At 37.2% G+C, this 13738-nt stretch carries 15 protein-coding genes; all 15 read left to right on the forward strand.

Annotated elements, in window-relative coordinates; translation table 11 throughout:
- The first annotated feature begins 78 nt into the window (after positions 1-78).
- A complete protein-coding gene (locus AC2VNP_RS18335) occupies positions 79-1518 on the forward strand; it encodes a flagellar hook protein FlgE (RefSeq protein WP_486918708.1) in 1440 nt (479 codons plus the stop codon).
- A 130-nt stretch (positions 1519-1648) separates the two neighbouring features.
- Complete coding sequence (locus tag AC2VNP_RS18340) at positions 1649-1867, forward strand: flagellar FlbD family protein (protein WP_486918709.1); 219 nt, start codon at positions 1649-1651, stop codon at positions 1865-1867.
- The gene (fliL, locus tag AC2VNP_RS18345; protein ID WP_486918710.1) at positions 1868-2299 is read left to right on the forward strand and encodes a flagellar basal body-associated protein FliL; all 432 of its coding nucleotides are present in this window, start codon (positions 1868-1870) and stop codon (positions 2297-2299) included.
- A gap of 29 nt (positions 2300-2328) precedes the next feature.
- A complete protein-coding gene (fliM, locus tag AC2VNP_RS18350; RefSeq protein WP_486918711.1) occupies positions 2329-3321 on the forward strand; it encodes a flagellar motor switch protein FliM in 993 nt (330 codons plus the stop codon).
- Complete coding sequence (gene fliY, locus AC2VNP_RS18355) at positions 3314-4558, forward strand: flagellar motor switch phosphatase FliY (protein ID WP_486918712.1); 1245 nt, start codon at positions 3314-3316, stop codon at positions 4556-4558. The genes fliM and fliY overlap by 8 nt, the downstream gene beginning before the upstream one ends.
- Positions 4559-4599: 41 nt before the next feature.
- On the forward strand, positions 4600-4962 hold the full coding sequence (gene cheY, locus AC2VNP_RS18360) for a chemotaxis protein CheY (protein WP_275117584.1): 363 nt from the start codon (positions 4600-4602) through the stop codon (positions 4960-4962).
- Positions 4963-4979: 17 nt separating this feature from the next.
- Positions 4980-5684 carry a flagellar biosynthetic protein FliO gene (locus tag AC2VNP_RS18365; RefSeq protein WP_486918713.1) on the forward strand — a complete coding sequence of 235 codons (705 nt, stop codon included), beginning with the start codon at positions 4980-4982 and terminating at the stop codon, positions 5682-5684.
- Positions 5681-6337, forward strand: coding sequence for a flagellar type III secretion system pore protein FliP (gene fliP, locus AC2VNP_RS18370; RefSeq protein ID WP_486918714.1), 657 nt, complete (start codon positions 5681-5683; stop codon positions 6335-6337). Before AC2VNP_RS18365 ends, fliP begins: the two co-directional genes overlap by 4 nt.
- A 25-nt stretch (positions 6338-6362) precedes the next feature.
- Positions 6363-6632 (forward strand): flagellar biosynthesis protein FliQ, encoded by a 270-nt coding sequence (fliQ, locus tag AC2VNP_RS18375; protein WP_486918715.1) that lies wholly within the window; start codon positions 6363-6365, stop codon positions 6630-6632.
- A complete protein-coding gene (gene fliR, locus AC2VNP_RS18380; RefSeq protein ID WP_486918716.1) occupies positions 6632-7408 on the forward strand; it encodes a flagellar biosynthetic protein FliR in 777 nt (258 codons plus the stop codon). The genes fliQ and fliR overlap by 1 nt, the downstream gene beginning before the upstream one ends.
- A gap of 3 nt (positions 7409-7411) precedes the next feature.
- Complete coding sequence (gene flhB, locus AC2VNP_RS18385) at positions 7412-8497, forward strand: flagellar biosynthesis protein FlhB (protein WP_486918717.1); 1086 nt, start codon at positions 7412-7414, stop codon at positions 8495-8497.
- A gap of 34 nt (positions 8498-8531) precedes the next feature.
- On the forward strand, positions 8532-10574 hold the full coding sequence (gene flhA, locus AC2VNP_RS18390; protein WP_486918718.1) for a flagellar biosynthesis protein FlhA: 2043 nt from the start codon (positions 8532-8534) through the stop codon (positions 10572-10574).
- On the forward strand, positions 10571-11737 hold the full coding sequence (flhF, locus tag AC2VNP_RS18395) for a flagellar biosynthesis GTPase FlhF (protein WP_486918719.1): 1167 nt from the start codon (positions 10571-10573) through the stop codon (positions 11735-11737). The genes flhA and flhF overlap by 4 nt, the downstream gene beginning before the upstream one ends.
- Complete coding sequence (locus AC2VNP_RS18400) at positions 11730-12596, forward strand: MinD/ParA family protein (RefSeq protein WP_486918720.1); 867 nt, start codon at positions 11730-11732, stop codon at positions 12594-12596. The genes flhF and AC2VNP_RS18400 overlap by 8 nt, the downstream gene beginning before the upstream one ends.
- Before the next feature lie 80 nt (positions 12597-12676).
- Positions 12677-13738 carry a protein-glutamate methylesterase/protein-glutamine glutaminase gene (locus AC2VNP_RS18405; RefSeq protein WP_486918721.1) on the forward strand — a complete coding sequence of 354 codons (1062 nt, stop codon included), beginning with the start codon at positions 12677-12679 and terminating at the stop codon, positions 13736-13738.

Consider the following 13738-nt stretch of genomic DNA (forward strand, 5'->3'; position numbering starts at 1 on the left):
GCTGGACCGAAATGGAAGCCTTCGGTTGTGGAATGACGGAAGCAACCAACGAACTATGAAAAAGAAGGGGAAATATACATGCTACGATCAATGTATTCCAGTATTGGTGGTTTAAAGAACTTTCAAACAAAGCTAGATGTAATTGGAAATAATATTGCTAATGTAAATACATTTGGATATAAAAAAGGCCGTACGACGTTTCAAGATATTATGAGTCAACAAATACGTGGCGCTAGTACACCAACAGAGAACCGTGGTGGAACAAATCCGATGCAAGTAGGACTTGGGGGAACAATTGCGACAATTGATACGATTCATACACAAGGTAGTATGCAATCAACTGGACGTTCACTAGATGTTGCAGTTTCAGGAGATGGTTTCTTCGTAGTGAATAACGGCAATCTAAACTCCTATACAAGAGCAGGGAATTTCTATTTAGACCAAAATGGAACGCTCGTAAATGGTGACGGTCTTCGAGTAATGGGGTATGCGTTACAACCAGGAACTACGGATCAACTTGACTATACGCAAGTTCAACCTCTGGTGATACAGGCAGGAAGTCAAATGGCTCCAGAAGCGACAACGAATATAACATATAAAGGTAATTTTAATGCAGATGTACCTCCGGTTGGGAGTCCGAATGGGGGAACAGCATTAGTAAATGGAGCTAACCAATTAACGCAACAACAAATTAATGCTGCGATGAAAAGTGGCTTTATGATAAACCATCAAGTAGTAGACTCATTAGGTGCTACTCATAATGTGAAGTTAGCATATCAAAAGGATTCAACTGGGAATTGGACAGTAGGAATTGTGAGACCTTCCATTGATCTTGCTACAAGGGAGCATAACAAAGACCCAATGACTGGTCAGTTGTTCTACACATACGAGAGATTAACGAGTGCTAATACGCCATTCCCTGGACAAACTGATAATTTTATCAAGTTCGGTGCAAATGGTTATGTCATTCAAGACGATCCAAATGCAATTAACAACAACTCGATGAAAGAGGTTAACTTAACTTTAAACCTAAATACTAGACCGCTTAGTGCAGGGGATTATAATGGTGCTGAGGATCTACAGTTAACTTTTGATTTTTCTCAGTTTACTCAGTTTTCAGGATCGAATACAGCTGATGTTAATCAAGTCACAGGAAACATTGACGGATTTTTAGACAGTTTTAACATTGGACAATCTGGTGAAATTATTGGTGTTTATTCTAATGGTCGTGTACAACTACTTGGACAGCTTGCACTTGCTACATTTAATAACCCTGGCGGCTTAACGAAATCAGGAAGTAATGCGTACCAAGCATCAAATAACTCAGGGCAACCTAACATTGGAATTCCTGGTGAAGGGCGAGGGTTACTAATGGGGAGTACACTAGAGATGTCTAACGTTGATATTTCTGAAGAATTCACGGAGATGATTGTTGCTCAACGTGGTTTCCAGGCAAACACGAGAATTATTACAACTTCAGATGAGATATTACAAGAACTCGTTAACTTGAAACGTTAATCATAACTTTACTTAAACAGGAATAGTTAACTTCATTACTATAAAGTAATCACTAATTAGGAGGGGGAAGGCTGGTCATATGGACACTAAGTAATGAGTTCTACTAAAGTACCAGCCTTCAATTGTAACGATGATTGAGTTAACAAGATTGAATAATAGTACATTCTTATTAAATGCGTTTTTAATTGAGCAGGTTGAGGCTTTTCCAGATACGACTATTACGCTTGTCAATGGAAAAAAGATAGTAGTGCGTGAGTCGATTAGCGATGTTAAGCTTAAGACAAATGAACTATATCGAACGATTGGACTAGCTTCAATATATAGTAAACAGGATGCGGAGGGCTCTTGATTGTTAAAAAATAAATTAGTAAATATCATGATTATTCTCCTCGTTTCTCTTACATTAATTGGAGTTGTCACATTAGTACTTATCAACTATTTATCTAAGGATGAAGCGGCCTTTGGAGAACCAACGATTGATGAAATCATTGCACATTCATATGATACTCCTGAATTAACAACAATGCTGTTAAGTAATGAATTTGCAAAAGTACAATTTAAAATTCATGTGGATAATAGAAGGGCATTATCAGAAATTTCGAAGCGTGATTTTCAAATTGAAAACATTATTATCCGTGAATTGGCTGGGATGAAATCCACCGACCTTTCTGGTTCTGAAGGGATTACAGATTTAGAAACCCAGCTCAAATTTAAAATTAATGAATTAATGACAGAAGGAATGGTTGTCGATATTTACACGCGACGACTTATAATCCAATAACGTATGTAATAGTTTGAGAGGTGAGGCTCTTGGCTGACATTTTGTCACAAGGTGAGATTGATGCATTACTATCTGCATTATCCACTGGGGAAATGGATGCAGAAGAACTGATGAAAGAGGAAACAGAAAAAAAGGTAAAAGTTTATGATTTTAAAAGAGCTCTGCGGTTTTCGAAAGATCAAATAAGAAGTTTATCGAGAATTCACGAGAATTTTGCAAGGTTATTAACTACCTTTTTTTCAGCTCAGTTACGGACATTTGTCCAAATATCAGTTGCATCAGTAGACCAATTACCATATGAGGAATTTATACGCTCCATACCAAAAATGACGATATTAAATGTATTTGAACCTTATCCATTAGATGGTCGATTTTTAATGGAGGTGAACCCGAATATTGCTTATACGATGTTAGACCGGTTATTAGGCGGTAAAGGGGTTGCGGTTAATAAAATTGATAATTTAACTGAGATTGAAACTAGGATTATGTCGCAATTGTTTCAACGGACGTTAGATAGCTTTACAGAAGCATGGACTTCGGTTGTCGAATTAGATCCAGTGATGGAAGACTTAGAGGTCAACCCACAGTTTTTACAAATGGTTTCACCAAACGAAACGGTCGTAGTCATTTCACTTTCTACTACAATTGGTGAAACTTCTGGAATGATTAACTTATGTTTACCACATGTGACTTTAGAAGAAATCCTTCCAAAGTTATCCGTTCACTATTGGATGCAAACGAAGAAAAAACAACGAGAAACTGGTGAAGTAGAAGCGTTAGAAGCTACCGTACGCAAAGCGCCGTTACTTATCCAAGCAGAGCTGGGACGATCGAAAATTACCATTGAAGAATTTTTACAACTCAATACAGGCGATGTAATTGAACTAGATCAAAATATTAATGAGTCTCTGTTAGTGACTGTTGGCGGCGAGCAGAAATATAAAGCTCAACCAGGAAAGTCCAAAAATCAAATGGCAATACAAATAACAGAGGTTATGGAGGAGGCACTAGAGGATGAATGACGATATGCTTTCCCAAGAGGAGATAAATGAACTCCTAAAGGGAGTTGGGATCGACGACGACGATGACCAAACCTCGGAAGAAGAGGTGAATAACTTTGATACTCTGAGAGTAGAAGATTTTTTATCTCCTGTTGAGCAAGATGCATTAGGTGAAATTGGAAATATATCTTTTGGAAGTGCTGCAACAGCGCTATCTACACTACTTAATCAAAAAGTTGATATTACAACACCACAAGTGTCGGTAATTAATAGAAATCAGTTAGAAGAAGCTTTTCCACAACCACACGTAGCTGTATCTGTTCAATATACAGAAGGCTTTGAAGGAATGAACTTGTTAGTAATTAAAACAACAGATGCTGCTATAATTGCTGATTTAATGCTTGGTGGGAACGGTGTAAATCCACCTAGTGACTTAGATGATATGCAAATTAGCGCTGTCCAAGAAGCGATGAACCAGATGATGGGCTCTGCCTCTACTTCAATGTCGACTATTTTTAATAAAAGAGTGGATATTTCTCCTCCAGATATTAATTTATTGGATATTCCTAAGGAAGAAGGAGTCGACAGCATTCCAAGTGATGAGATTTTAGCTAAAATATCATTTCGGTTGAAAGTTGGTGAATTAATTGACTCTTCAATTATGCAACTTGTCACCGTTTCTTTTGCTAAGCAATTAGTCGAAGAACTAATGAATCCATCACCAGAACTAGTAATAGATTCACAACCGCAAAATGCACATAGTCACGAAACAGTTGTTCAAGAACCTGTTCAACATATACCTGAACCACAACTCATTCAACAACCACATCAAGAAGTGCAACAACCAAGGTATGAACAGCCAGTTGCTCAATATGACCAACCACAATATGAACAAAGAGGTCAACAACATTTAGGAACGCAGTTTCAACAAAGACAAGTCGATGTTCAACCTGCTGCTTTTTCAAGTTTTGAGCCGCCACATCTTACGCAGAGCGAAACAAATAATTTAAATATGTTATTAGACATTCCTTTACAAGTTACTGTAGAGCTCGGACGAACGAAGCGTTCAATTAAAGAAATCTTAGAATTTAGTCAAGGATCCATTATTGAGCTGGATAAGTTAGCTGGTGAACCAGTTGATATTTTAGTTAATCAAAAACTGATTGCTAAAGGCGAAGTCGTTGTTATCGACGAGAACTTTGGCGTTCGTGTGACAGATATTGTAAGCCAACAAGAACGTATTAAAAACCTCCGTTAACTAAAAGCCAAAGTTACATGAATAGAAAGGGATGAATGAAAATGTCAGGAAGAATATTGATTGTAGATGATGCAGCATTTATGAGAATGATGATTAAAGATATTTTAACGAAGAACGGTTTTGAAGTCGTCGGTGAAGCTGCGGATGGAGCACAGGCTGTAGAAAAGTTTAAAGAATTATCGCCTGATTTGGTGACGATGGACATTACAATGCCGGAAATGGATGGAATTACTTCATTAAAAGAAATTAAACAAATTGATCCTAACGCAAAAGTAATCATGTGTTCAGCTATGGGACAACAAGCGATGGTTATTGACGCCATTCAAGCAGGAGCAAAAGACTTTATCGTAAAACCGTTTCAGGCAGACCGCGTGTTAGAGGCAATTAAAAAGACATTAGGTTAAGAAAGGGTGACAGCCCCTTGTACCGTAACTATTTTTCAATTGTTATAAGTTTCCTTTTCATTTTAACTATTAGTTTTACCGGGCCAGTTCTAGCTGAGGAAAATGGAACTGGCTCAGTATTTGACTCATTACCAGCGAATAATCCTTCTCTGATTGATGAGCAACAGGAAAAACCTAAATTAACAGAACCGGAACCAGTTATAACTGAAGAGAATTCTGTTTTAGAAACAGTAGAAACTCCGTTTGATAGTGGAACAAGCTTTTTTATGTTATTCATGCAAATGATCGCAGCATTAGCGGTCGTTATCGCATTGATATATATTATGCTTCGATTTGTTGGTAAACGAACTCGCTCTTTTAGAGACCATCAAACCCTCCAGAGTATTGGGGGCGTTCCATTGGGAGCTAATCGCTCACTTCAAATGATTAAATTAGGAGATCGTATCCTCGTCGTTGGTGTAGGAGAGACGATACAACTTATTAAAGAAATTAATGACCAGACTGAGATTGCTAAAATTATGGAGCAACATCAAAGTGAGTTTGATCGACTTGAAGAGCCACTTACAAAAGCTTCAACATGGATCAACCAACTAGTAATAAAGAAAAATCAAGAAAATACGAAAAAAGCGCTCGACTTTAGTGAGCTATTAGATAAACAGTTAAAAGATGTTTCTAAATCGCAACAACAAATCCGCGAGGCGATGAAGGAGCATAAAAAATGACAGAATTTTTACCGACATTTAATGATGACTTATCAACTACTATACAAATTTTAATACTATTAACCGTTTTGTCGCTTGCACCTAGTATTCTCATATTAATGACCTGTTTTACTAGAATTGTAATAGTTTTATCGTTTGTTAGAACGGGATTAGCTACACAGCAGATGCCTCCAAATCAAGTAATCATTGGATTAGCACTTTTTATGACATTCTTTATAATGGCACCTGTATTTGCAGAAGTGAACGACCAAGCACTTTCACCGCTTTTAGCAGGAGAGATCGACCAGGAAGAAGCATTTGATAGAGCTGTCCTCCCGATGAAGGAGTTTATGGCAAAACATACGAGAGAAAAAGACCTGGCTCTTTTTATGGGCTATGCAGGGATGGACAAGCCTGAGACTCTTGATGATATACCGCTGACGGCATTAGTCCCTGCCTTTGCTATAAGTGAGATAAAAACAGCTTTTCAAATTGGTTTCTTTATATTCGTACCGTTCCTTGTAATAGATATGATTGTTGCAAGTGTCTTGATGGCAATGGGAATGATGATGTTACCTCCAGTCATGATTGCCTTACCGTTTAAAATATTATTATTCGTTATGGTTGATGGTTGGCATCTAATTGTCAGATCATTACTACTAAGCTTTAGTTAGCCCAATTAAAAAGTAGGTGAATTAGTTGAATGCTGAACAGGTCATTTCGCTGGCTGAAAATGGAGTGTGGACGGTTTTAATGGTAGCAGGTCCGTTGCTTTTAATTGCTCTATCTTTAGGGTTGCTTGTAAGTATTTTTCAGGCGACTACACAAATTCAAGAACAAACATTAGCCTTCATTCCTAAAATAGTAGGAGTGTTCGTCGCATTAGTGTTTTTTGGCCCTTGGATGTTATCTCAATTGCTTGAGTTTACGTATCATATTTTTAATAACTTACACCGGGTTGTTGGGTAATGTTAGATTGGATGAACTTTTTACCAGCTTTCTTATTAGTATTTATTAGAGTACTAGCATTTTTTACAGTATTGCCGATCTTTTCTCATCGAACAATTCCTAATACAGTTAAAGTTGGACTTGCTGTTTATTTAGCATGGATTATGTTTTTTACGATCGATTTGCAAGAAATCCCAGTCGATGAGACATACTTTCTTCTCATTATAAAAGAGGTATTAGTAGGATTACTCATTGGACTAGTAGCGATGATTTTAATATATGCGATTCAAGTAGCTGGAGCATTTATAGATATTAAAATGGGCTTTATGATTGCAAATGTTGTAGACCCTGCAACAGGAGCACAATCTCCCTTGATTGGAGGGTATTTATATACATTTGCGCTTCTATTACTATTAGTGACAGATGCTCATCACTTGTTAATAGATGGAGTTTTTTATAGTTATCAATTTATCCCATTAGATCAAGTGTTTTTGCCACTTGGAAATGAAAATGTTATTGAGTTTATCTTTGTAACATTCAATAAGATGTTTATTATAGCTTTTCAAATGGCGTTCCCGATTGTAGGTTCATTATTCTTAGTTGATGTTGCCTTAGGAATGATCTCGCGTTCAGTTCCACAAATGAACGTGTTTGTCGTGGGGATGCCGCTAAAAATATTAGTAGGATTGCCATTATTAATGATTTTTCTTAGTGTGTTTTATTTAATTGTTCAACAGTTATTTGAAACGATTATTTTAACGATGAGAACGCTCATGCAATTACTTGGAGGTGTCTAGCAGGTGCCTTATATCCAATTAAACCTACAGTTTTTTGCAGAAGAAAAAACGGAAAAAGCGACACCGAAAAAACGCCAAGACACTCGAAAAAAAGGTCAAGTAGCAAAAAGTACAGATGTAAACACAGCAATTATTATGTTACTTGTATTTTTATTTCTATGGTTTATTGGGCACATGGTTGGCGATTACTTGTTAGCCATGCTAAAACATACTTTCCAAAGTTACATGCTTCTCGATTTGACGGAAGTAAATCTGCAAATGGTTTTAAATGAAGTTACATTTACGTCGGCCACTGTGTTATTTCCAATTATGCTTGTAGCATTAATAGCAGGTGTATTTAGTAGTTACTTGCAAGTGGGTCCATTATTTGCTCCTGAAGCGATTAAACCTAAGTTATCTAAAATAGATCCAATAAAAGGGTTTAAGAGAATTTTTTCAGTAAGAGCGATCGTTGAACTATTAAAGTCATTATTGAAAATTTCATTTGTAGGAATGGTTGTTTTTACAATCTTATGGATCACTCTTGATTCAGTTATGATCTTATCTCAAAAGTCTGTTGCAGATGGGTTTTATCAAATTGCCCAATTAACGGTGATCATGGGAATCGTTGTAGCCTTTCTTTTATTGATTTTGTCGATACCTGATTACCTATACCAAAAATATGACCATGAAAAGCAAATCAGAATGTCTAAAAAAGACATCAAAGATGAGCATAAAAACATGGAAGGTGACCCAAAAGTTAAGTCTAAACGAAAGCAAAAACAAATGGAAATGGCGATGTCTAGGATGATGCAAGAAATCCCTAAAGCTGATGTTGTTATAACGAACCCCACTCACTATGCTGTTGTATTAAAGTACGACGGGGAGAAAATGGATGCCCCTGTTGTAGTAGCAAAGGGTGTCGATTATGTTGCTTTCAAGATCCGTTCAATTGCGAAAAATCACGATATTATTATCGTTGAAAATAAACCTTTGGCTCGTGCTTTATATGCACAGGCCAATATTGGTGATATAGTACCTGAGGATTTATTTAAAGCTGTTGCAGAGGTCCTCGCTTATGTATATCGACTAAAAAATAAAGAAGTTTAGTAGTGAATGTTGGAAGAAGAGGAGAGAGTTTCCATTGTCCATTAAAGATTTATCTGTATTACTAGGCGTTATTTTAATCATAATTATGTTAATTATTCCGTTACCGCCTGCAATGCTAGATGTTCTCATCATATGTAATATCTCTCTTGCTCTAGTTATTATTTTAGTAGCAATGAATACGAGGGAGCCGCTTCAATTTTCTATTTTCCCGACATTATTACTCTTAGTAACATTATTTCGACTTGGATTAAACGTTTCAACAACGCGTTCAATACTTGGGAATGCTGAAGCTGGAAATGTTATCGAGACGTTCGGATCCTTCGTTGTCGGTGGAAATGCACTCGTCGGTTTTGTTGTGTTCCTTATATTGATTATCATTCAGTTTCTTGTGATTACAAAAGGAGCTGAGCGTGTTTCTGAAGTAGGAGCACGATTTACATTAGATGCGATGCCTGGTAAGCAAATGAGTATTGATGCGGACCTAAATGCTGGGATGATTTCAGACATTGAAGCAAAAGAGAGACGTCAGAAAATAGAGCAAGAAGCTGACTTCTATGGTGCGATGGATGGTGCTAGTAAATTTGTAAAAGGTGACGCTATTGCAGGTATTGTTATCGTTATTATTAATTTAATCTTTGGCCTAGTGATCGGGATGTCGCAATTAGGAATGGGACTTGGAGAAGCTGCCAACACGTTTACTTTACTTACGGTCGGTGACGGGCTTGTCAGCCAAATACCTGCACTGCTAATTTCAACAGCAACAGGTATTGTCGTAACTCGTGCCACTTCAGAAGGAAATTTAGGGCACGATATAACGAAACAATTACTAGCATATCCGATGATGCTCTATGTAGCGGGGGGAACGATCTTTCTATTAGGAGTTGTTACGCCAATAACACCTTATGTCACTTTTCCAATTGCAGGTTTCCTTGTCTATGGTGGTTGGTACTTATCAAAAGCTCAAAAGAAAACTCTTGAAGAAGAAGCAGCTGCATCAGATGAAACTGAAGAAGGCAATGAGGATTTAAAATCACCGGAAAGTGTTATTAATCTCTTACAAATTGACCCAATAGAATTTGAATTTGGTTATGGACTAATTCCTCTAGCTGATGCTAATCAAGGTGGGGACTTACTCGATCGTGTTGTAATGATAAGACGTCAACTTGCTTTAGAGCTTGGAATGATTGTACCTGTCATTCGAATAAGAGATAATATTCAGCTTCAACCTAATGAATACGTCATTAAAATAAAGGGAAATGAAATTGCAAAAGGCGATTTATTACTTGATCACTATATGGCAATGAGCCCGGGAATTGAGGATGAATCGATTATCGGTATAGATACGATTGAACCTGCCTTCGGATTACCAGCTTTATGGATAGGGGAAGATATGAAAGAACAGGCTGAATTATCAGGGTATACAGTTGTTGACCCGCCATCGGTTGTTTCTACACATTTAACTGAAGTCGTTAAACGACACGCACATGAGTTAATTGGCAGACAAGAAACGAAACAACTCGTTGAACATTTAAAAGAGTCGTATCCTGCCCTTGTAGAAGATGTTACACCTAATCCTTTAACAATTGGTGAAATACAAAAAGTACTGGCGAACCTGTTGCGTGAAAATGTATCGATTCGAAACTTGCCTATTATTTTTGAAGTTTTAGCAGATTACGGGCCGATGTCAAAAGATATGGACTTAATTACGGAATATGTTCGCCAAGGCTTATCAAGACAGATTTCAAAGCAATACTCTACTCCTGGAGAACCTCTATATGTTGTTACTCTTAGTGGTACAGTAGAAAAGCGAATTGCTGAGTCTGTGCAACAAACAGAGCATGGGAACTTCTTATCCATGGATCCTAATCAATCGCAGCAAATACTTGAAATGACTTCACAAGAAGTCGATCATCTTTCACAAATGGGACAGGTCCCAATTATACTATGCTCGCCTGCTGTGAGAATGTATGTTCGTCAATTACTAGAACGATTTATGCCAAACGTACCTGTTTTATCGTATAACGAGTTAGAACCTGAAGTAGAGGTTCAAAGTGTTGGGGTGGTGAATGTAGATTGAAAGTAAAGAAATATATTGCTGAAACGATGCCAGAAGCGTTGAAAAAAATACGCGAAGACCTTGGTCAAGATGCAGTTATCTTAAATTCTAGAGAGCTCGTTACCGGCGGATTTTTAGGGTTTTTTACTAAAAAAAATATTGAAGTGATTGCAGCAGTTGACCGCACACCAACGATTAAACGACCTACCCCCAAAAAGCAAACCATAACGAGTGAAGGTCGCCCAGATTTACGTGGGGGCCTTCACATAGAAAGAAAGTTGAATACTTCTGACCTTGACCAGTTAAAGTTGCTGAAAGAAATTGAACAACTTAAAACCTTAATGTCTTCCATAACGAACAAACAAACTGAAACTGATCGTGAATATCCTGAGCCTTTTCAATCGATACATGACCTACTTGAAGACCAAGAAATAGAAAAATCACTTCGTCTAAAAACGATGAAGCAATTATTAAAAAAATGGTATGAACAGGAAACAGATAGACCAGAGAAAGAAGAAGTTCATCAATGGTTAAAAGATTACTTGTTAGCTGGTATACAAGATATTCCTATGGGTGGAATCTCTTTTGAAAAACGATTTGTAAATATTGTTGGCCCAACCGGTGTAGGGAAGACAACGACAATTGCCAAAATTGCTGCACATAGTGTATTGAAAAAACATAAAAAAGTAGCTCTTATAACGACTGATACCTATCGCATCGCAGCCGTTGAACAGTTGAAAACGTACGCGAAAATTTTAAATATACCACTTGAAGTCGCGTATTCGATTGATGATTTTAAAAAAGCCAAGGAGCAATTTGCTAACTATGACCTCGTTCTGGTTGACAGTGCAGGACGTAACTTTCGAAATCCTCTATATGTTGAAGAACTTCATAAAGTCATGGACTTTACTGATGAAGTGGAAACGTACTTAGTCCTTGCTCTTACATCTAAATATAGAGATATGGAGGACATCTTTAAACAATTTTCACTCATTCCTATCGACAAGGTTATCTTTACAAAAATGGATGAAACGTCTTTTTATGGGGCGATGCTTACTTTTGTAGAAAAAAATAGAGTCGGAGTTGCTTATATTACTAATGGTCAAAATGTACCTGATGATATTATGGAAGGTAGTTCAAAAGAAATTGTCAATTCTATACTAGAGGTAAAGACGAATGAATGACCAAGCACAGACTTTAAGAAAATTAATGGAGAACAACGGTGATCATTCAGATACGAAAGTGATCTCAATCGTTAGTGGAAAAGGCGGGGTTGGAAAATCGAACTTTTCAATAAACTTTTCATTAGGATTGTCACAAGCTGGGAAGCGCGTTCTCTTATTTGATTTAGATATCGGGATGGCCAATGTAGATATCTTAATGGGTGTATCTAGTAAGTATAATATAGTCGATATGATCGAAAACGAGTTGACGATTTGGGATATTATCGAGAAAGGGCCGGAAAACGTTTCATTTGTTTCAGGCGGGTCTGGTTTCACCGAAATTTTTAAATTAAATGAACAGAAGTTTGTACGGTTTGTCACACAAATGGAATCTCTAATGCCGCATTTTGATTATATTATTTTTGATATGGGGGCAGGGGTTTCAGAAGATAGTATTCAATTCATTCTTTCAGCAAATGAAGCTATTTTAGTTACAACTCCAGAGCCGACTTCTATTACAGACGGCTACGCAATGCTTAAATATATTAACAGTAAAAACAATACGATACACTGCTCACTAATTGTAAATCGAACGGAAACAGAAAACGAAGGGCAAGTGACTGCACAAAACTTTCAAAGGGTTGTAAAACAGTTCTTACAAAAGGATATAACGTACCTTGGAAGTATACCTAATGATAAAGTTGTAACTAAAGCAGTTAGATCCCAAAAGCCCTTTCTACTCCTTGATCCGAAAGCAAAGTCAAGTCGAGCAATAGAATTAATGGTTCAAGTCTTTTTAGGTGAGCAAGGAGCGGGGCAACAGAACAGATATTTTCAATCGTTCGTCCAAAGATTTAAGGGCTTTTTTATAAAAAATTAGGCTGGTTGTTTTAAAGCATCAGTTAATATTCAGATATGAGGGCTTGGGAGAAAGGTTTGTTTCAAATGAGGGGGGTTAATTTGAAAGATAAGATTACCGTATTAGTTGTTGATGATTCTGCCTTTATGAGGAAAGTCATCAGTGATCTGCTTCAACAGGATAAGAGAATTGAAGTTATTGGAACGGCAAGAAACGGTCAAGATGCATTAGATAAAATAAAAATCAATAAACCTGATGTCATTACCCTGGATGTTGAAATGCCAATATTGGATGGGCTAGGTACTCTGAAGAAGATTATGGAGGAGAGTCCAGTACCCGTAGTTATGGTAAGTAGTACGACATTAGAAGGTGCAGAAAATACGGTTATGGCGATGGAATATGGTGCTGTAGACTTTATTGCAAAAACATCTGGGTCAATTTCATTAGACTTACACAAAATTAAAGATGAAATTATAAATAAGGTTATTTTAGCATCTCACTCTCAAGTTACTAATTTTATTAAGAATACTGAAAAACTAAGCGGTACACGAGCCGATGTAAGGGAAGTTCATTGTCATTTTAATAAAAGCCGTCAGAAAAAAGTAATTGCAATCGGGACGTCAACGGGAGGTCCGAAAGCATTACAACATGTGCTGACAAAACTTCCAGCTTCACTTAATGCACCTATTCTAATTGTGCAGCATATGCCACCAGGATTTACAAAGTCATTAGCCAACCGATTAAACACATTATGTCATATAGAAGTCAAAGAAGCAGAAGACGGGGAAATCATCAAAAATGGTGTGGCTTATGTAGCACCGGGGGGCTTTCACTTAACGGTTAAAAAGGTAGGGACCGCATTGGTCGTACAGTTAAATCAATCGCCTCCACGAAAAGGACATCGACCATCTGTCGATGTGATGTATGAGTCATTAGCTGACATACCGAACTATAGTATTCTGTCAGTCATCATGACTGGGATGGGTGCAGATGGTTCAGAAGGGTTAGTGAAACTAAAAAGACATGTTAAATCATACTCAATTGCGGAATCAGAAGATTCATGTATTGTATACGGAATGCCACGTTCAGCTATTAAAACCAATCAAGTGGATGAAATTGTGCACCTTCAACATATTGGCCAACGGATTGTAGAATTGGTTTAA

It is taken from the genome of Alkalihalobacterium sp. TH-98 (genome assembly GCF_057473385.1).